16 protein-coding genes are annotated in these 18,586 nt (G+C 57.3%); 6 read left to right on the top strand and 10 right to left on the bottom strand.

The features are described 5' to 3' along the window. Positions 1 to 56: 56 nt before the first annotated feature. From yeiB to INF73_RS13165, 3 genes are all read right to left on the bottom strand, one after another. Positions 57 to 1,214, bottom strand: a complete 1,158-nt coding sequence (gene yeiB, locus INF73_RS13175) for a DUF418 domain-containing protein YeiB (RefSeq protein WP_049137316.1) — start codon at positions 1,212 to 1,214, stop codon at positions 57 to 59. 18 nt (positions 1,215 to 1,232) lie between these two features. Next, the gene (gene folE / locus INF73_RS13170; protein WP_047363083.1) at positions 1,233 to 1,901 is read right to left on the bottom strand and encodes a GTP cyclohydrolase I FolE; all 669 of its coding nucleotides are present in this window, start codon (positions 1,899 to 1,901) and stop codon (positions 1,233 to 1,235) included. Between the two features lie 102 nt (positions 1,902 to 2,003). After that, a complete protein-coding gene (locus INF73_RS13165) occupies positions 2,004 to 3,152 on the bottom strand; it encodes a YbfB/YjiJ family MFS transporter (protein ID WP_045259730.1) in 1,149 nt (382 codons plus the stop codon). Positions 3,153 to 3,290: 138 nt separating this feature from the next. On the opposite strand from INF73_RS13165, the gene fghA reads away from it, so the two are divergent. After that, positions 3,291 to 4,118 (top strand): S-formylglutathione hydrolase, encoded by an 828-nt coding sequence (fghA, locus tag INF73_RS13160; RefSeq protein WP_088204793.1) that lies wholly within the window; start codon positions 3,291 to 3,293, stop codon positions 4,116 to 4,118. A 268-nt stretch (positions 4,119 to 4,386) separates the two neighbouring features. Next, positions 4,387 to 6,372 carry a ligand-gated channel protein gene (locus INF73_RS13155; protein WP_028013864.1) on the top strand — a complete coding sequence of 662 codons (1,986 nt, stop codon included), beginning with the start codon at positions 4,387 to 4,389 and terminating at the stop codon, positions 6,370 to 6,372. Positions 6,373 to 6,426: 54 nt separating this feature from the next. Here the strand turns inward: INF73_RS13155 and INF73_RS13150 are convergent, their stop codons facing one another. Both INF73_RS13150 and yieE read right to left on the bottom strand, forming a co-directional pair. Next, positions 6,427 to 7,896: an amino acid permease gene (locus tag INF73_RS13150; protein WP_028013865.1), complete on the bottom strand. Its 1,470-nt coding sequence runs from the start codon at positions 7,894 to 7,896 to the stop codon at positions 6,427 to 6,429. 158 nt (positions 7,897 to 8,054) lie between these two features. Then, positions 8,055 to 8,921 carry a DNA-binding transcriptional regulator YeiE gene (gene yieE, locus INF73_RS13145; protein WP_028013866.1) on the bottom strand — a complete coding sequence of 289 codons (867 nt, stop codon included), beginning with the start codon at positions 8,919 to 8,921 and terminating at the stop codon, positions 8,055 to 8,057. Positions 8,922 to 9,018: 97 nt separating this feature from the next. On the opposite strand from yieE, the gene INF73_RS13140 reads away from it, so the two are divergent. Next, positions 9,019 to 10,065 carry a YeiH family protein gene (locus INF73_RS13140; protein WP_028013867.1) on the top strand — a complete coding sequence of 349 codons (1,047 nt, stop codon included), beginning with the start codon at positions 9,019 to 9,021 and terminating at the stop codon, positions 10,063 to 10,065. A gap of 64 nt (positions 10,066 to 10,129) precedes the next feature. Beyond that, positions 10,130 to 10,987: a deoxyribonuclease IV gene (nfo, locus tag INF73_RS13135; protein WP_041909003.1), complete on the top strand. Its 858-nt coding sequence runs from the start codon at positions 10,130 to 10,132 to the stop codon at positions 10,985 to 10,987. Positions 10,988 to 11,033: 46 nt separating this feature from the next. Here the strand turns inward: nfo and fruA are convergent, their stop codons facing one another. The 3 genes from fruA to fruB are packed head-to-tail and all read right to left on the bottom strand — an operon-like array spanning position 11,034 to position 14,804. Beyond that, a complete protein-coding gene (gene fruA, locus INF73_RS13130) occupies positions 11,034 to 12,719 on the bottom strand; it encodes a PTS fructose transporter subunit IIBC (RefSeq protein WP_049000371.1) in 1,686 nt (561 codons plus the stop codon). Between the two features lie 16 nt (positions 12,720 to 12,735). Beyond that, on the bottom strand, positions 12,736 to 13,674 hold the full coding sequence (fruK, locus tag INF73_RS13125) for a 1-phosphofructokinase (protein ID WP_010433510.1): 939 nt from the start codon (positions 13,672 to 13,674) through the stop codon (positions 12,736 to 12,738). Continuing rightward, positions 13,674 to 14,804, bottom strand: coding sequence for a fused PTS fructose transporter subunit IIA/HPr protein (gene fruB / locus INF73_RS13120; protein WP_028013870.1), 1,131 nt, complete (start codon positions 14,802 to 14,804; stop codon positions 13,674 to 13,676). The genes fruK and fruB overlap by 1 nt, the downstream gene beginning before the upstream one ends. Before the next feature lie 361 nt (positions 14,805 to 15,165). Between fruB and setB the strand changes: the two genes are divergently transcribed. Beyond that, entirely contained in the window at positions 15,166 to 16,347 is a 1,182-nt protein-coding gene (gene setB, locus INF73_RS13115; protein ID WP_045259727.1) for a sugar efflux transporter SetB, read from the top strand. Here setB and INF73_RS13110 read toward each other — a convergent pair. Continuing rightward, the gene (locus tag INF73_RS13110; protein ID WP_028013872.1) at positions 16,344 to 16,598 is read right to left on the bottom strand and encodes a YkgJ family cysteine cluster protein; all 255 of its coding nucleotides are present in this window, start codon (positions 16,596 to 16,598) and stop codon (positions 16,344 to 16,346) included. The genes setB and INF73_RS13110 overlap by 4 nt on opposite strands. A 162-nt stretch (positions 16,599 to 16,760) precedes the next feature. On the opposite strand from INF73_RS13110, the gene yeiP reads away from it, so the two are divergent. Then, positions 16,761 to 17,333 (top strand): elongation factor P-like protein YeiP, encoded by a 573-nt coding sequence (gene yeiP, locus INF73_RS13105; protein WP_008500940.1) that lies wholly within the window; start codon positions 16,761 to 16,763, stop codon positions 17,331 to 17,333. Positions 17,334 to 17,378: 45 nt separating this feature from the next. On the opposite strand, the gene uxuA is transcribed toward yeiP, so the two are convergent. Further along, complete coding sequence (uxuA, locus tag INF73_RS13100) at positions 17,379 to 18,569, bottom strand: mannonate dehydratase (RefSeq protein ID WP_045259726.1); 1,191 nt, start codon at positions 18,567 to 18,569, stop codon at positions 17,379 to 17,381. Between the last annotated feature and the right edge of the window lie 17 nt (positions 18,570 to 18,586).

The following is an 18,586-nucleotide window of genomic DNA, read 5'->3' as shown; positions in this document are numbered from 1 at the left end:
GGTCACACTCATGAAAACGCTTACATCCGTTTTGTTAATGATTGTGATCCAGATCGTTATCTGGATGTATTACTCAATGATACCCCCGAAGCATGTGCGGTTAACTGACGCCACACCCACTCCAGCGGTCCCTGGCGGAAATAACGCAGCCAGATGACAGAAAACGCCAGGTTTACTATCCAGACCGGAATAACAAACGCCAGTAGTCCGAGGCGGTCGAATTTCATAAACAGGCCAAAGCGATAGAAAATCGTGGTGCAGATCAGCGTCTGCAGGAGGTAATTGCTTAACGCCATCCGCCCAACGCAGGCTACGGCGCTGACGATCCACAGGCGAGAAAGCTGCGGCCAGAAACCATAGATCAGCGCCGCATAGCCGATGGTCTGGAACGGCGAGCTCAATTCACGCGGCGCCTGCAGCAGGAACGCGCACCAGCGGTAATCCCAGTGAAGGTGCCACTGCGCCATCACCGCCGGAAGGTTAATCAGCACGCCCAGCAGGACCAGCCCCGCGCCGGTGCGGCGGTAGTGACGCAGGCTGAATTCCCCTTTCAGCCAGCCGGTGCGCATCAGTGACGCGCCCATCAGCATCATGCCCGCCAGCTGCCAGCCGTATTGCGCCCCCAGGGCAAGCAGATTGTCGCCCATCATATCCGCACGGTTGCTTATCGCTTCCGTACCGCCCTTCAGCTTCCAGTACTGCTCGTACTGGAGGTTAGCGGCGTCCGGGATCCAGGAACGGTTTGTCGCGTCACCGGAGATCAGCCCCAGCAAAAGCAGGACGCCGAGCCCCATGAGATAGAGCATCACGCCGGTGTTAAACAGGCTTTTCACGCTGTGCGCGTCGCGAATCAGCCGCCAGCAGATTAGCCCGACTAACCCATAAGCGAGAAGAATATCACCATCCCAGAAGAACAGGCCGTGGATAAAGCCGAGAATTGCCAGCAGCGTTAAGCGCGACTGGATCCAGCGCGTGCCGCGTTTGAGCAGAAGCTGCAGGCCCGCGCCGAACAGCAGCGCAAACAGCGTGAGGAATTTAACCTGGGCAAACAGGTCGAGGATCGCCCACGTCCAGGCATCACTGCGGGTGATGTCGCCGTACCAGGCGGGATTGAGGTAAGCGGCCTTCGGCAGACCGAAGGCGCTGATATTCAGCAGCAGGATACCCAGAATGGCGACGCCGCGAACAAAATCGAGCGTGACGTTTCGCTCCATGGTCCCTGCCCTGTCTGATTAGTTGTGGTGACGCACGGCGCGCAGGAACTCCTGACGGGTGTTCTGGCTCGATTTAAACAGGCCGCCCAGCGAGGTGGTGGTGGTCGCACTGGTCGCATCACGCACGCCGCGCGCTTTCACGCAGTAGTGCACCGCATCAATAGAGACCGCCACGTTATTGGTACCCAGCAGCGTTTGCAGCGCGATCAGGATCTGCTGCGTCAGACGCTCCTGCACCTGGGGGCGCTGCGCGAAGAACTGCACGATACGGTTGATCTTCGACAGGCCAATCACCGTGTCTTTCGGGATATACGCCACGGTCGCTTTACCGTCGATGGTCACGAAATGGTGCTCGCAGGTGCTGGTCAGCGTAATATCTCGAACCGTCACCATCTCATCCACCTTCATCTTGTTTTCGATGACGGTAATTTTCGGGAAGTTGGCGTAATCCAGTCCGGAGAAAATTTCGTCAACGTACATTTTCGCGATACGCTTGGGCGTCTCCATCAGGCTGTCATCGCTCAGATCGAGATTCAGCAGTTGCATGATCTCGGTCATATGCCCGGAAATCAATCTTTTACGGGTTTCATTGTCCATATCCTGAACGGGCGGACGCAGTGGCGTTTCAAGACCGCGCGCGAGCAGGGCTTCGTGGACCAGGGCAGCTTCTTTACTGAGTGATGACATTTTGTTCTCCTGCAGGTGTGGCGTCTTTCGCCCTCGTTGTGGCAAAAGTATGCGCTCATTGTGCGTGAGGCGACGCACATAATCCAGTATTCACGACGATAATTATTGCAATTGCTGTTGCCTTTCAGCGTGGCGATTCCAGACCAGGGCACCCGCGACAAACAGCGCAACGCCAGCCAGCCCCAGCGCAGGCTCCAGCCGGTGGGTTAGCCAGGTTGATAACGCCGAGGTCACCGGCCCCACCAATTGCCCGATGGCATACCCGGTGGTGAGCAGCCCCGCCATATAGCGCGTGTGGTTCGGTGCCAGTTCGCGGCCGTATAAAAGAGAGAGCTGCACCGCGCAGAGGAACCCGCCGCCGACCAGCAGCCCGCCCGTCAGCAAGCCGCCAATGCCCGGCAGCAGCCAGGCCGCCAGCACGCCCGCCCCCTGTAACCACAGCACTATCGCCAGCCTGCGGTTAGCCGTTGAGGTGTGGCGCAAAAGAATGCTGAGCGCAATCCCCACCACGGCCGCGGCACCAAAAATCGGCCAGACAAACTGGGCAAACAGGCTGCCGGGAAAACGCACCGCCGCCATTTGCGAAAGGAAGGTCGCCGGAAGGATATAGCCAAATCCCGCCAGGCTGTAGCTCCAGACCAGGCGCTTGAGATCCGTCGTCAGCAACAGCGGCTCTGGCGCGCTGCCGGGTCGATGAAGCTGTCCGGAACGCGGCAGATAGCGCGCCACCAGCGCGACCAATACCAGCGCCAGCACGCCGTAGATTTGCCACGCCGCACCGGCCGAAAGGGATTTAGCCTGAATATAGACCGCGAGCAGGCCGCTCAGGGCGATGCCCGCGCCAGGACCGGCAAACACGGCGGCACTGAGCCCCGGTTTACCCAACTGCCCCAGCCGCTCGTTGCTCCAGGCGGCAATCAGCACCATTGACCAGCCGCTCATGCAGCCAATCACAAAGCGCAGCAGGCCGTGCACAACGGCGTTATCCGCGGCGGCGGAGAGCAAGGTCAGCGCAACCGCACCGGTGATGCCAAGCCAGAGTCGCGTTTCAACAAAGCGGTGCGCCCGCATGGCATCCCATGCGCCCACCAGATAGCCCAGATAATTCATCGCCGCCACCAGACCTGCGCTGGTGAGCGTGAGTTGCCCGGCGGCAATCATCAGCGGCACCTGAGGCGTAAAGGCGAAGCGCCCTATCCCCATCGCCACCACCAGAACGACAAACCCACTAAGCGCAATACGCAGCGCCATGACCGCTCCAATTGTTAAAGAAAAGTAAATTTATGATGCAGCATCTCGCCGCTCCGCGAAAGTGAAAGTTGCTCACAGGTAAATGAAAACGCTGTATTATGGCTCTAATGAATAGCTATTCTCATTAAGGAGCCCTGCATGGAACTGCTCGAAGAGCACCGTTGTTTTGAAGGTCGACAGCAGCGCTGGCGGCACGACTCCACCACGCTGAACTGTGCCATGACGTTCAGCATTTTCCTGCCCCCGACGGAAAACCCGCCGGTTCTGTTCTGGCTTTCAGGACTGACGTGTAATGACGAAAACTTCACTACCAAAGCGGGCGCGCAGCGTATTGCGGCCGAGCTGGGCATTGCGCTGGTGATGCCCGACACCAGCCCACGCGGCGATGATGTGGCGGACGATGCCGGGTACGATCTGGGCAAAGGTGCCGGATTTTATCTCAACGCCACCGAGCAGCCGTGGGCGAGCCATTACCGCATGTATGACTACATTCGCGACGAGCTGCCAGCGCTGATTAAGGCCGAATTTACGGTGAGCGACCGCTGCGCCATCAGCGGGCACTCCATGGGCGGGCACGGGGCGTTAATCATGGCGCTGAAAAACCCGGGGAAATACACCAGCGTCTCTGCGTTTGCGCCGATTGTGAACCCAACGCAGGTGCCGTGGGGACAAAAAGCTTTCACAAACTATCTGGGTAAAGATGAAGAGAAATGGCAGGAATGGGACAGCTGCGCGCTGATGCTGGCAAGCCGGACGGAAGATGCGATTCCGATGCTTATCGACCAGGGTGATGCGGATCAGTTCCTCGCCGGACAGTTACAGCCTGCGGTTCTGGCTGAAGCGGCGCGCCAGAAGGACTGGCCGCTGACGCTGCGCATTCAGCCCGGGTATGACCACAGCTATTACTTTATGGCGTCCTTTATTGAAGATCATCTCCGCTTCCATGCGGAACATCTGTTCAGGTAAGTTCAGCCTTTTTGCCCGGTAGCCTCCTGCATACCGGGCCTTTCCCCTCCCCCTCATTTACATAGTTCTATCCGCTTGAATCCAGGCTGGTTTCCTTTCACTCCCTTCAAACACAAATGATTTCAATTATCATTTGTGTTTACAATTCTTCATTCTTTTGTACAATTCCAGGCTCTTCTCCATCTTAAAGAGTTCTTAAAAGACAAAAACATACAGTTCTCAGGGTTATCCCGATGGAGTTTTATTCATTTTTATACGGAATGTACAAATGACAATACCCCGCATTAAGCTCCTGGCCGTCGCCGTTGGCGCTGCCACATTCACCCCTCTCGTTCACGCAGCCGATCAGGACACCGTTGTCGTCACCGCGACGGGTTTTGAACAAAAGATCCAGAATGCCCCCGCCTCCATCTCTGTTATTTCGAAACAGCAGATTGAAGATAAAGCCTACCGTGATGTTACCGATGCCCTGAGAGACGTCCCGGGTGTGGTCGTCACCGGCGGCGGGAGTAGCAGTGATATCAGCATTCGCGGCATGGCATCTCAGTACACCTTGTTCCTCGTGAACGGCAAACGCGTCAGTACGCGAAGCACCCGCCCAAACAGCGACAACTCGGGTATTGAACAAGGCTGGCTGCCGCCGCTGGAGTCCATTGAGCGCATTGAGGTTATACGCGGCCCGATGTCCTCACTTTACGGCTCCGATGCGATGGGTGGCGTCATCAACGTCATTACCAAAAAAGTCTCAAACACTAAAGCCTGGACCGGTTCGTTGCACGGCGATGCAACCTTCCAGGAAAACCATGATTCCGGCGATATCTTCCAGACCAACGCCTACGCTTCTGGTCCCCTGATTGACGGTCTGCTTGGCGCAAAAGTGACGGGGCTGTTGTCACGCCGCGCCGAAGATAAAATCGTGAACGGGTATAACGAGCAGAAAATGCGTAACGGTGGCATTACCCTGAACTTCACCCCGGATGAGAAGAACGATTTCGATCTTGATTTTGCTCGCGAGCTTCAGGACAGAAACAGCACGCCAGGGATGTCGAAAGCGGCTGAAACCTGCCGGGGAACGACCTGTAAGCCAAATACTAAAAGCGACTCACGCTATGAGCACACAACTTACTCCTTAACCCACAGCGGGTATTACGACGACTTCAATACCACCAGCTATATCCAGCAGGAAGAGACCAATAATCCAGGTCGCAAAATGCGCTCGTATAACACCACCTTCAACAACCAGAACCAGATTTTCCTCGGCGATCATACGTTGACCCTCGGCGGGCAGTATCGGTATGAGAAACTGCGCGACGAGGGCAATCAGCTGGAAGCTGCGGACGGCCTGAACAAACTGACGCGCTGGAGCTGGGCCCTGTTTGCCGAAGATGAATGGTCAATGACGGAAAGCTTTACATTGACCGGCGGCCTGCGTATGGACAAAGACCAAAACTACGGGACGAACTGGACGCCGCGCGGTTACGGCGTATGGCACCTGGCCGATCACTGGACGTTGAAAGGCGGGGTTTCGGCTGGCTATCGTGCGCCGGATCTGCGGCAGTCGTCTGCCAGTTGGGGCCAGGTAACGGGTGGCGGCCGTCTTGACGGTATCATCGTTGGCAACCCGGATCTGAAACCAGAGAAGAGCCTGAGCGAAGAGCTCGCCCTGCTCTGGGATAACAACGATAACCTGAATGCCGGCGTGACGCTGTTTAATACCGACTTCAAGGACAAGATTACGGAAGTTCGCCGCTGTAACAGCAGCGCCGATCCCGCCTGTACGATTGGCGATCACAGCTATGATTTCGTGAGCGACCGCGTTAACGTGGACAAAGCCAACATGCGCGGCGTGGAGTCCTCCTTCGGCTGGAAAATCTCGCGCGATGTAAACTGGACCGCAAACTATACCTATACCGAATCTGAGCAGAAGAGCGGTCAGTTCTCAGGCAAGCCGCTGAACAAGATGCCGAAGCACATGTTCAACACCACCCTGGACTGGCAGGCGACGCCCGACGTAGGTTTCTGGAGCCGTCTTAACCTTCGCGGTAAAACGTCTGAGTACCTGAGCCGCACGTCAATGTCCCAGGGCACACCGTCCTACACTCAGGTTGATGTCGGTCTGCGCTACAACGCGAACAAAAACCTGCTGGTTACCGCCGGTGTGTATAACGTGCTGGATAAGCAGATTGACTACGACACGTATGACACCGTGCTGGACGGGCGTCGCTATACGGTTGGCATGACCTACAGCTTCTGATCTGCCCATAAAAAAGCCCGCTCGGTTGAGCGGGCTGAAAGAGAGGAAGCGCGGTTATTGTTTAAATCGTTCCGGGAAATCCATTTCACTGTAGCGAACGAAGCGGGTTCCTTTCGTCAGTTTGTAGCCAAACCAGATGATCAGGAACAGCGGAATACCAATATAGGTCGCCGTGACGGCACCCCAGTCAATGGTGTCCGCAAGGAAGGCCTCATAGTTCTGACCCAGAGTAATGATCAGGCACAGAACGAAGGCGAAAATCGGCCCCAGCGGGAAGAACCCTGAACGGTACGGCAGGTTATTCAGGTCATGACCCTGCATGACGTAGCCGCGACGGAAACGGTAGTGGCTGATGGCAATGCCCAGCCAGGCGATAAAGCCCGTCATCCCGGAGGTGTTAAGCAGCCACAGGTACACCGTCTGGTTGCCGAACATGGAGGTCAGGAAGCACAGGCCGGCAATCACCGTGGTGGCATACAGCGCGTTGCGCGGTACGCCGCCGCGGGACAGTTTCGAGAAAATGCGCGGCGCTTTGCCGTCGCAGGCCAGGGTATAAAGCATACGGGTGGAGGCGTACATGCCGGAGTTACCCGCCGACAGCACCGCCGTCAGGATCACCGCATTCATTACCGCCGCCGCTGAGAGCAGGCCCGCGTGCTGGAAGACCAGGGTGAACGGGCTGACGCTGATGTCTTTCACGTCGTTACGCAGCAGGCTTGGATCGGTATACGGAATGATCAGGCTGATAATCAAAATAGCGAACACGTAGAACAGCAGGATACGCCAGAACACCTGACGCACCGCGCGCGGAATGTTCTTCTCCGGGTTTTCGGATTCACCGGCCGCGATACCAATCAGCTCCGTGCCCTGGAAGGAGAAGCCGACAATCATCGCCACGCCAATCATCGCCGAGAAGCCCCCGGCAAACGGCGCGTCGCCGATGGTCCAGTTACTCCAGCCCGCAGGTTCAGCCCCTTTGAAAATACCCACGATCATCGCCACTCCGACGACGATAAAGATGATGACGGTTGCCACTTTGATCAATGAGAACCAGTATTCCGCTTCGCCAAAGCCGCGCACGGAGATGTAGTTCAGCAGGAAGATGACGGCGAGGAACAGGGCGCTCCAGATCCAGCCCGGCGTGTCCGGGAACCACCAGGTCATCACCAGCTGCGCGGCGACGAGGTCCACGGCGATGGTGACGGCCCAGTTGTACCAGTAGTTCCAGCCCAGCGCGAAGCCGAAGCCTTCCTCAACGTATTTTTGTCCGTAGGTCGAAAACGAACCTGACACCGGCATGTATGCCGCCAGTTCGCCCAGGCTGGTCATCAGGAAATAAACCATCAGGCCAATCAGGATATAAGAGAATAATGCCCCACCCGGGCCGGCTGCCGAAATCGTTGCGCCAGAGGCAACGAAAAGACCTGTACCGATAGAGCCGCCAATGGCGATCATCGTCAGGTGACGCGCCTTGAGTTCACGACGTAGCGTGGGCGCTTCTGTGGTTTTAGTTTCTGAAACCATGTGAAAATGCTGTCCATTTAATAAATGAGGCGCGATTGTAGCAGACGATCTGCGTTCCTTCCGGCAGAAATACCCTGTTATAAGAGAGCTTCATGACGCGTCCAGGATTATAAGTAACGCATTATTTTTCCCTCTCCCCTTTGGGGTGAGGGGCGCTTTTACATCTCGCAGTAGCGCAGAAAACGCTGCAGCGAACTGGACAGGTGTTTCTGACGATGGTGGATGCACCACAGCGTGCGCACCAGTTTTGGCAGCGGAACGGGGATTTCCACCAGCGATCCGGTCTCCAGCTGTTCGGCAATCACCCGCCGGGAAAGACAGCTGATGCCCAGGCCATGACGCACCGCGTGCTTAATCGCCTCTGAGTTTCCCAGCTCCATTCCCAGCTGGAAATGCGGCAGATGCGACAGCAGCAGGTAGTCGACAATCTCGCGCGTGCCGGAACCCTGCTCGCGGAGGATCCACTGCGCCTGCGCCAGCCGCTCCAGCGTCACCTCGCCCTGCAATAACGACGAGGCCGGAGACGCAAACACCACCAGCTCATCCTCCAGCCAGGGCTCGGCAATGATATCGACGTTGTGGCAAGGACCTTCGATAAGTCCGATATCCACGCGGAAATCAATCACCGCGTTGATCACGTCCTGGCTGTTACCCACGCTCAACTCCAGCGGCAGGGTCGGGAAATCCCGGCGGTAGCGGGCAATCACTTCCGGCAGGATGTAGTTGCCGATGGTGCTGCTGGCAAATACGCGGATCGCGCCGTTGTCCTCGCGGAACAGCTGCTCGATTTCAATAGCCTGCTCCAGCAGCGCCAGCGCGCGCGGGTAAAGCAGGCGGCCATGTTCGTTGACCACCAGTCGCTTCCCTACCCTGTCAAACAGCTGGACGCCCAGCTGGCCTTCGAGATCGGTCAACGCCGCGCTGACGGCAGACTGCGAGAGCGCCAGCATTTGTGACGCCTGGGTCGTCGAGCCGCTTTTCAGCACCTCGGCAAACACTTCCAGCTGACGCAATGTAATGTGCATGGTTGCTTACCACTTATAAAGATTGATTATAAATATATAATCAATTTTATTTTTAAGCCAGCGCGCCGTAACCTTTAGCCAGACAAAGGAGAAGGTTATGTCAGAAATCACCTTACAACATCATCGTACAGTGTGGCACTTCGTGCCCGGCCTTGCGCTCAGCGCCGTCGTCACCGGCGTGGCCTTATGGGGCGGCAGTATTCCGGCAGTGGCCGGTGCAGGGTTCAGCGCGTTAACGCTGGCCATTTTGCTCGGCATGGTAGTCGGGAACACCGTTTACCCCCACATCTGGAAATCCTGCGACGGCGGCGTGATTTTCGCCAAGCAGCATTTATTACGTCTCGGGATTATCCTTTACGGCTTCCGTCTCACCTTTTCGCAGATTGCGGACGTGGGCGTCAGCGGGATTGCCATTGACGTCCTGACGCTGACCAGCACCTTTTTACTGGCGTGCTTTATCGGTCAGAAAGTGTTTGGCCTGGATAAGCAAACCAGCTGGTTAATCGGCGCAGGCAGCAGCATCTGCGGCGCGGCGGCAGTGCTGGCAACAGAACCCGTCGTTAAAGCCGAAGCCAGTAAAGTGACGGTGGCGGTCGCGACGGTGGTTATCTTCGGTACACTGGCGATCTTCCTGTATCCGGCCATGTACCCGCTGGTGGCGCACTGGTTTAGCCCGGAAACCTACGGCATCTATATTGGCTCAACCATGCACGAAGTGGCGCAGGTGGTGGCGGCAGGTCACGCCATTAACCCGGAAGCGGAAAACGCGGCGGTCATTGCCAAAATGCTGCGCGTGATGATGCTGGCCCCGTTCCTGATTTTCCTCGCGGCCCGTGTTAAACAGCTGGCACCGGCTGGCGGCAGCGAGAAGAGCAAAATCACCATTCCGTGGTTTGCGATCCTGTTCATCGTGGTCGCTATCTTTAACTCCTTCCACCTGCTGCCAAAAGCGGTAGTGGAGATGCTGGTGACGCTGGATACGGTGCTGCTGGCGATGGCGATGGCGGCGCTGGGGGTGACCACGCACGTCAGCGCGCTGAAAAAAGCCGGTGCGAAGCCGCTGCTGATGGCGTTGGTGCTCTTCATCTGGCTGATTGTCGGCGGCGGTGCGATTAACCTCGCCGTGCACAGCCTGATGGCATAAACCATCTCGTCCTTCTCCTGTTAACCCGCTATCATAAGCGTTTCGGGTTAACAGGAGTTTTTTTATGAAATACGTTGGAGCGCACGTCAGCGCTGCAGGTGGCCTGGCGAATGCCGCCATTCGCGCCGCCGAAATCGAGGCGACCGCTTTCGCCCTGTTCACCAAAAACCAGCGCCAGTGGCGCGCCGCGCCGCTCACCGCTGAGGTCATTGACGATTTCAAAGCCGCCTGTGAAAAATACCATTACGGGCCGGGCCAGATCCTTCCCCACGACAGCTATCTGATTAACCTCGGGCATCCGGTGCAGGAAGCGCTGGATAAGTCCCGCGAGGCGTTCCTTGATGAAGTGCAGCGCTGCGAACAGCTCGGGCTGACGCTGCTGAACTTCCATCCGGGTAGTCATCTGATGCAGATTGATGAAGATGCCTGTCTGGCGCGCATTGCCGAATCCATCAACATGACGCTGGATAAGACCAAAGGCGTCACCGCAGTGATTGAAAACACGGCTGGTCAGGGCAGCAACCTCGGCTTTAGGTTTGAACATCTGGCGGCAATCATTGACGGCGTGGAAGATAAGTCTCGCGTGGGCGTATGCATTGATACCTGCCACGCGTTTGCCGCCGGGTATGACCTGCGCACCACCGAGGCCACGAAAAATACTTTCGAGGAGTTCGAGCGCGTTGTTGGCTTTAAATATCTTCGCGGTATGCACCTGAACGATGCGAAAAGCGCGTTCGGCAGCCGCGTTGACCGCCACCACAGCCTGGGCGAAGGCAATATCGGTCACGATGCCTTCCGCTTTATTATGCAGGACGCCCGCTTCGACGGTATTCCGATGGTGCTGGAAACCATCAATCCGGATATCTGGGCGGAGGAGATTGCCTGGCTGAAGGCTCAGCAAACCGCAGAACAGGCGGCATAAAAAAAGCCGGGTTGCATTAGCACCCGGCTTTTTTATTTCTTAGTGCTTACGCTGCTTTTGCCACAACTTCCGCTTCCGGACGTTTCAGCACCGCGTAAGACAGGCCTGCCACCAGCGTACCGGCAACAATCGCCAGCAGATAACCCAGTACCGGGGTGATGGCGCCAGGGATCAGCAGGACGAACAGACCGCCGTGCGGTGCCATCAGCTTCGCGCCAATCGCCATGGAGATGGCACCCGTTACCGCGCCGCCGACGATACAGCACGGCAGAACACGCATTGGGTCACGCGCCGCGAACGGAATCGCACCTTCGGTGATGAAGCACAGGCCCAGCACCAGCGCCGCTTTACCGCCTTCCTGTTGCGCTTTGTCGAACTTACGACGGGCAATAATCGTCGCCAGGCCAAGCGCCAGCGGTGGCACCATACCGGCCGCCATGATCGCCGCCATCGGCGCGTAAGTCTGGGTACTCAGCAGGCCAACGCCAAAGGCGTATGCCGCTTTGTTCACCGGGCCACCCATGTCGGTACACATCATGCCGCCGAGGATTGCGCCCAGCAGCACCGCGTTCGCCGTGCCCATGGTTTGCAGCCAGTGGGTCAGGCCCGCCAGGATACCCGCAACCGGCTTACCAATCAGGTAGATCATCGCCAGACCGACCACCAGGCTGGAGATGAGCGGAATGATCAGGATTGGCTTCAGCGCCTCCATACTCTGCGGCAGCTTCAGCTTCGAGCTAATCAGCTTCGCGACGTAACCCGCGAGGAAACCGGCGATGATACCGCCAATAAAGCCGGAGCCGGTGCTCACTGCCAGCATACCGCCGATAAGACCCGGGGTCAGACCCGGACGGTCAGCGATGGAGAAAGCGATAAAGCCCGCCAGCACCGGCACCATCAGCGCGAACGCTGAACCGCCGCCGATCTGCATCAGCGCAGCCGCAAGCGTCCCTTCTTCTTTAAATGCCGTAATACCAAACGCGAACGACAGTGCGATACACAGGCCGCCCGCAACCACCATCGGCAGCATGTAGGACACGCCTGTCAGCAGGTGACGGTATGCGCCCGCAGACTCTTTTTTACCTTCGGTCGGCGTTTTTACTGCGCCGGTGGCCTGATACGGTTTGGCTTCTGCCAGGGCCTTATCAAACTCCTGCGCGGTCTTTTTCAGCGCCAGGCCGGTAGAGGTGCGGTACATCGGTTTGCCGGCAAATTTCGCCAGATCCACTTCGATATCTGCCGCCACAATCACCAGATCGGCCTCAGCGACCTCTTCCGGCGTAATGGCATTGCCCGCCCCCACGGAGCCACGGGTTTCAACCTTCACCCACCAGCCGCGTTTTTTCGCTTCGGTTTCAATGGCTTCAGCCGCCATAAAGGTGTGCGCCACGCCCGTCGGGCAGGCCGTGACCGCGACAACGCGTTTCGGACCCGAGGCCGCAGCAGGAGCCGCCGCGACAGGCGCGCTGTAGACGGTCGCGTGACCTTTCGCTTCGCTCAGGAACAGTTCCGGGTGTGCCACCGCGCGATTAATATCGCCCAGCCACACTTTTTTGCCGTTCAGCGCGCTGTCAGCGGGAATTTTATCGCCCAGGACAATCGCCAGTTCGGCATCGCCTGGGTTATCAATGATGTCCAGGTGTGCTTTTTGTGCCGCCGCGCCCAGCAGGGTCTTCGCCATGTAGGCGCGAGCCTGTCCGAGACCGGAGTCAATGATCAGCAGCGTTTTCATTATTCCTCTCCTGCTGTTAGTTAAAAGGTTTTAAGTCAACGCGCGCCATCATCGCGGCTAACTGGGTACGATCGGTAATACCGACATTGCTCTGGCTCACGGCCAGGGCTGCAACGGCGGTGGCAAGACGTAACGTATGTTCACTGGATTCACGCATCAGCAGGCCGTAAATCAGGCCGCCAACCATAGAATCCCCTGCGCCAACGGTGCTCACTACTTCCATTGACGGCGGTTTGGCAATCCATTCACCTGAAGCGTTAACCCACAACGCCCCTTCTGCACCCAGCGAGATTACCACGTGAGCAATACCCTGCTCGCGCAGCGCATGGGCGGCCTCAATCACATCTTTTAATTCCGGCAGCTTGCGGCCTGCCCAGATCTCCAGCTCGCGGCGGTTTGGCTTCACCAGCCATGGAGACGCTTTCAGCCCCGCCACCAGCGCATCGCGGCTGCTGTCGAAGATAATGCACGGGCACTGGCTGCGCAGGCGCGTCATCCAGTCGGTAAACGCTTCCGGGCTGACGCCGGACGGCAGGCTGCCGCTGACGCACACCATGTCGAACTGGCCCAGCCAGGTCAGGGAGTCGGTAACAAAGCGCTCCCAGTCAGCTGGCGTCACTTCGAAACCTGAGAAGTTAAGATCGGTCACTTCGCCGTCTTTTTCCGTCAGCTTAACGTTGATGCGGGTACGGCCCTGCACAACCTGGAAACGGTTGGCAATGCCCAGCTCGCTGAACAGCTGCTGGAAGCCATCCTGGTTATCTTTACCGAGGAATCCGCCTACGGTGACGTCGATACCGAGATCCTTGAGCACCTTCGCGACGTTAATCCCTTTGCCCGCAGCATGCAGGCCAGTGGTACGCACGAGATTAACTTCGCCGCGCTCAATTTCCGGGCAAAACCCCACCAGGTCATAAGCCGGGTTCAGCGTAATAGTCGCAACACGTCTGCTCATTATGCGCCCTCCCCCAGACCTGCCGCGATGGCGTCGCCAATTGCTTTCAGCGCCTGTTCAGCATCTGCGCCCTGCGCGGTGAAGCGCAGGCGATGACCTTTCTTCACGCCCAGCGCGACGACTTTCATCAGGCTACGGCCGTTGGCCGGTTTGCCCGAACCATCCAGGTTGGTCACGGTAATCTCGCTTTCAAATTGTTTAATGGTGTTGACCAGCATGGTGCCCGGACGGGCATGCAGGCCGTGTTCGTTGCGCACCACGAACTCGGCGTTCAGCACGTCGTCCGTTAGCGCGTCGTCGCTGGTCAGCAGCGCCAGCACGGTCGCCGCATCGGCGTTCAGCAGTTTTTCAGCTTTATTGTTCAGCAGCAGATCGCCCAGACGCTTCAGCACCGAAACCGGCTGCTCATCGTTCATCGCCACGGTCACCAGCATGGCTGCTGTCTCGCCCTCAACGTCGAACGCGGTGGCGGCGCGGCTCACTGCAATTGCGCTGCGCAGGTTGCCTTCAGCGCTGTCGTTCAGCCAGATGCCCTGGCCGAGATTCAGCGGTTTATCGTTAATCACGCGCGTCACAAAGGTGGCATCAGCGGCACCCGCTTCTTTCAGGCGACCCGCGTTCAGCGCCTGCAGCGTGACCAGATCGGAGGCCACAACATCCAGCGTCAGCGTGTCGTTATCCAGCTTCAGCGCTTCACTCTGTTTTTCGCCCATCAGCAACGCCCGCAGCTCTTCAGCGGTTGTTGCTGACTTCAGCTGTTCCGCCACGGAGTCATCGCTCAGGACATGCGTCAGCTGACGCAGCAGGCCTAAGTGTTCGTCGCTGCTCGCCGCGATACCGATAGCAACATAAGCCACCTGGCCGTCGCCCCAGAGCACGCCCTGCGGGAACTGATAGACCTTAACGCCGGTTTTCAGCACCTGGTCGCGGGTGTCGGTTGTGCCGTGCGGAATGGCAATGCCATTGCCGAGGAAGGTGGAGGTCTGCTGCTCGCGCGCCAGCATACCGTTTACGTAGCCGTCCGCGACGTTACCCGCCTGCACAAGGGCAGCGGCAACCTGACGAATAGCCTCTTCTTTATCCCCGGCCTGAGCGCCCGGGTGAATATCCTGAACAGATAACTGGAACATGGTTCTCCTCTCCTGCTGAAAGTGAATCGTTTCAGCTTACATGAGAAAAAATGCGCTAGCCTGCTCCGTTTGTTAAAACAAGATAGCGCTGAAACGTTTCAAAAAGTCTTGCGCTTTCTGCAATGGCTTGCAAGAAATGTCGTATTTCCGATATCAGAATTTAGAGATACTGCACATTTCTTCTGCGTTCAGCTGAATTTTGCTGAACTTCAGCAAACCAGTTTCAGCTAAGTTCAGCCTGGTGGGGAGTAAGTTGAAATGCCATTTTGATTTTTCGTGGGGTAATTGACTTCACCCACTGTTTATTTTTTAACTGACGGCGTAAACTCCGCCCCTCTCTGTTACTCGCTAATTATAAAACATGCATAACACCCCTGCGGCCACCGCGCCGAAGCCCTTTGATTTGACGTCAACGGCGTTCCTGATTGTTGCCTTCTTCACGGGCATCGCCGGTGCGTTGCAAACCCCGACGCTGAGCCTGTTCCTGACTAACGAAGTTCACGCTCGTCCGGCGATGGTTGGCTTCTTTTTTACCGGAAGCGCCATCATCGGCATTCTCGTCAGCCAGTTTCTCGCCGGTCGTTCCGACCGCAAAGGCGATCGTAAAAGCCTGATCGTTTTCTGCTGTCTGCTGGGGGTGCTGGCCTGCGTCCTGTTTGCCTGGAACCGTAACTATTTCATTCTGCTGTTCATCGGCGTTTTTCTGAGCAGCTTTGGCTCAACCGCCAACCCGCAGCTGTTTGCCCTTGCCCGCGAACATGCCGACCATACCGGGCGGGAAGCGGTGATGTTCAGCTCGATATTGCGCGCTCAGGTGTCGCTGGCATGGGTAATTGGCCCGCCGCTGGCCTACGCGCTGGCGATGGGGTTTGGCTTTACGGTGATGTACCTGAGCGCGGCGGTCGCGTTTGTGGCGTGCGGCGCAATGGTATGGTTTTTTCTGCCGTCAATGCGCAAAGAGCCCAAAGTGGCAACGGGCGTGCTGGAAGCGCCGCGTCGTAACCGCCGCGATGCCCTGCTCCTGTTTGTTATCTGCACGCTGATGTGGGGCACCAACAGCCTGTATATCATTAACATGCCGCTGTTTATTATTGATGAGCTACACCTGCCGGAGAAGCTGGCAGGCATCATGATGGGCACCGCCGCGGGCCTGGAGATCCCGACCATGCTGATCGCAGGCTATTACGCGAAGCGTTTCGGGAAACGTTTTTTGATGCGCATCGCCGCCGTCGCCGGGCTGCTGTTCTACGTTGGCATGCTGACGGTCCATACGCCCGCCCTGCTTCTTGCTTTACAACTGCTGAACGCCGTGTATATCGGCATCCTGGCGGGGATTGGCATGCTCTACTTCCAGGATCTGATGCCGGGGCAGGCAGGTGCCGCCACCACCCTTTATACTAATACCACCCGCGTGGGCTGGATTATCGCGGGCTCGATGGCCGGTATCGTTGCCGAGATCTGGAACTACCACACGGTGTTCTGGATTGCGCTGGTGATGTGTACGCTGACGATTGGCTGTCTGGCGAGGATCAAAGACGTTTAAGGCGCGGTGAGCGCTTCCAGTTCCAGCAGCCATGTCATTGCCTGCGCGCGCGTGCTGCCGCACATTTCAGCTGATGGCTGAAGCCCGGAACAGACCTTCGGGCGCAGGGGAGACTCAAAGATCATACACAGGTTGGATTCAGAGAGCTGAACGCAGCGGGTATTGGCGGGCTTGCCTTCAGGCATGCCTGGAATGGGGCTTGAAATGGACGGAGCGGTACAGCACGCGCCGCAATCTGGACGACAATCCATACATGCTCTCTCGGTGGCGAACACCCGTACAGTCGGGCATCGGGCGCACAGTAACACCTTTTGCGTATTGATAGCAAAAGCCACGAATTCCACTTGCCTGAAAGGCCGCGCGCGAGTAATTTGGCGCGATATTTTTTACCTCCCGTAGACAGGATTACTGCAATGCCAAGAGCGAACGAAATTAAGAAAGGTATGGTACTGAATTACAACGGCAAATTGCTGATTGTGAAAGACATCGACATTCAGGCACCAAGCGCCCGTGGTGCAGCGACGCTGTACAAAATGCGTTTCGCCGATGTGCGTACCGGCCTGAAGGTGGAAGAACGTTTTAAAGGTGACGATATCGTTGATACCGTGACCCTGACCCGCCGCTACGTTGATTTCTCATACATCGACGGCAACGAATACGTGTTCATGGATAAAGAAGATTACACCCCGTACATCTTCACCAAAGATCAGATCGAAGAAGAGCTGCTGTTCATTCCTGAAGGCGGTATGCCAGACATGCAGGTACTGACCTGGGACGGCGTGCTGCTGGCGCTTGAACTGCCGCAGACCGTGGATCTGGAAATCGTTGAAACCGCGCCGGGCATCAAAGGCGCGTCAGCAAGTGCGCGCAACAAACCAGCGACCCTGACTACCGGGCTGGTTGTGCAGGTGCCGGAATATCTCTCCGCTGGCGAGAAGATCCGCATCCATATTGAAGAAAAACGCTATATGGGTCGTGCTGACTGATTATGGCATTTGTCGGGTGGCGGCTTCGCCACCCGACAATTCCGGTTACAAAAGCTCCGGATACTTCGTCATCTTCAGCGCCAGCTCGACCCCTCGCACTTCCGCCATCCCCTTCAGGCGGCCAATCGCCGAATAGCCCGGGTTGGTTTTCTTACGCAGATCGTCCAGCATCTGGTGTCCGTGATCCGGACGGAACGGAATAGGACGCACATCGCCCGCCTGCTTGCGACGCGCCTCTTCAGCCAGAATAGCGTCCACCACCGCGACCATATTCACATCACCGCCAAGGTGCGCGGCCTCGTGGAAGGTCTTTGGATTCTTCTCCCGGCAGGTCGCACGCAGGTGCGTAAAGTGAATGCGATCGCCAAAGGTTTCTATCATCCGCACGAGGTCATTATCAGCGCGCACGCCGTAGGAGCCGGTACACATGGTAAAGCCGTTGTGGATGCTGTTTACCGTCTCTTTCAGCCATTGCATATCTTCAATCGTAGACACGATACGTGGCAGGCCGAGAATAGGACGCGGCGGATCGTCCGGGTGTACCGCCAGACGCACGCCGGCTTCTTCCGCAACCGGAACGATAGCTCGCAGGAAATACGCCATGTTTTCACGCAGCTGCTGCTTATCAATATTGCCGTATTCCGCCAGACGCGCGCGGAACTGATCCAGCGTGTACCCCTCTTCCGCACCCGGCAGGCCAGCAATGATATTGCGGGTCAGCTTCTCAACGTCCGCTTCACTGGCGGCATTGAACCATTCAAGGGCCTGCTGCTGCTCTTCAGCGGTGTAATCCGCTTCGGCGCCCGGGCGTTTCAGAATGTGCAGCTCAAACGCCGCAAAGGCAATCTGGTCAAAACGCAGCGCTTTCGAGCCGTCCGGCATCTGATATTCCAGGTCGGTACGCGTCCAGTCCAGAATCGGCATGAAGTTATAGCAGACCGTATCAATGCCGCAGGCCGCCAGGTTGCGAATGCTCTGCTGATAGTTTGCAATCCAGGTCCGGTATTCCCCGGAATGGGTTTTGATATCTTCGTGAACTGGAATGCTTTCTACCACAGACCAGGTTAACCCCTTCTCCGCCAGCAGCGCCTGACGCTGTTGAATCTCCTCAACCGGCCATACCTGGCCGTTAGGAATGTGATGCAGCGCCGTGACGACACCCGTTGCGCCAGCCTGACGCACATCATCAAGAGAAACCGGATCGTTCGGCCCGTACCAACGCCAGGTTTGTTCCATTGCCTCATCCTCTCAAG

Origin of the sequence: Enterobacter cloacae complex sp. P6RS (assembly GCF_014982245.1) — a bacterium.
In the GTDB taxonomy this organism is placed as follows: domain Bacteria; phylum Pseudomonadota; class Gammaproteobacteria; order Enterobacterales; family Enterobacteriaceae; genus Enterobacter; species Enterobacter bugandensis.
The sequence above is the reverse complement of the archived record's forward strand: the minus strand, read 5'-3'. Positions and strand labels throughout refer to the sequence as shown.

Bases quoted from the DNA above. Each gene is read 5' to 3' on its own strand.
- INF73_RS13155 (WP_028013864.1), top strand. From the start codon at position 4,387: ATGACAATACCCCGCATTAAGCTCCTGGCCGTCGCCGTTGGCGCTGCC.
- INF73_RS13150 (WP_028013865.1), bottom strand. From the start codon at position 7,896: ATGGTTTCAGAAACTAAAACCACAGAAGCGCCCACGCTACGTCGTGAA.
- fghA (WP_088204793.1), top strand. From the start codon at position 3,291: ATGGAACTGCTCGAAGAGCACCGTTGTTTTGAAGGTCGACAGCAGCGC.
- INF73_RS13165 (WP_045259730.1), bottom strand. From the start codon at position 3,152: ATGGCGCTGCGTATTGCGCTTAGTGGGTTTGTCGTTCTGGTGGTGGCG.
- INF73_RS13110 (WP_028013872.1), bottom strand. From the start codon at position 16,598: ATGGATTGTCGTCCAGATTGCGGCGCGTGCTGTACCGCTCCGTCCATT.
- nfo (WP_041909003.1), top strand. From the start codon at position 10,130: ATGAAATACGTTGGAGCGCACGTCAGCGCTGCAGGTGGCCTGGCGAAT.
- fruK (WP_010433510.1), bottom strand. From the start codon at position 13,674: ATGAGCAGACGTGTTGCGACTATTACGCTGAACCCGGCTTATGACCTG.
- setB (WP_045259727.1), top strand. From the start codon at position 15,166: ATGCATAACACCCCTGCGGCCACCGCGCCGAAGCCCTTTGATTTGACG.
- yeiP (WP_008500940.1), top strand. From the start codon at position 16,761: ATGCCAAGAGCGAACGAAATTAAGAAAGGTATGGTACTGAATTACAAC.
- INF73_RS13140 (WP_028013867.1), top strand. From the start codon at position 9,019: ATGTCAGAAATCACCTTACAACATCATCGTACAGTGTGGCACTTCGTG.
- yeiB (WP_049137316.1), bottom strand. From the start codon at position 1,214: ATGGAGCGAAACGTCACGCTCGATTTTGTTCGCGGCGTCGCCATTCTG.
- fruA (WP_049000371.1), bottom strand. From the start codon at position 12,719: ATGAAAACGCTGCTGATCATTGACTCCGGTCTCGGACAGGCTCGCGCC.
- yieE (WP_028013866.1), bottom strand. From the start codon at position 8,921: ATGCACATTACATTGCGTCAGCTGGAAGTGTTTGCCGAGGTGCTGAAA.
- folE (WP_047363083.1), bottom strand. From the start codon at position 1,901: ATGTCATCACTCAGTAAAGAAGCTGCCCTGGTCCACGAAGCCCTGCTC.
- uxuA (WP_045259726.1), bottom strand. From the start codon at position 18,569: ATGGAACAAACCTGGCGTTGGTACGGGCCGAACGATCCGGTTTCTCTT.
- fruB (WP_028013870.1), bottom strand. From the start codon at position 14,804: ATGTTCCAGTTATCTGTTCAGGATATTCACCCGGGCGCTCAGGCCGGG.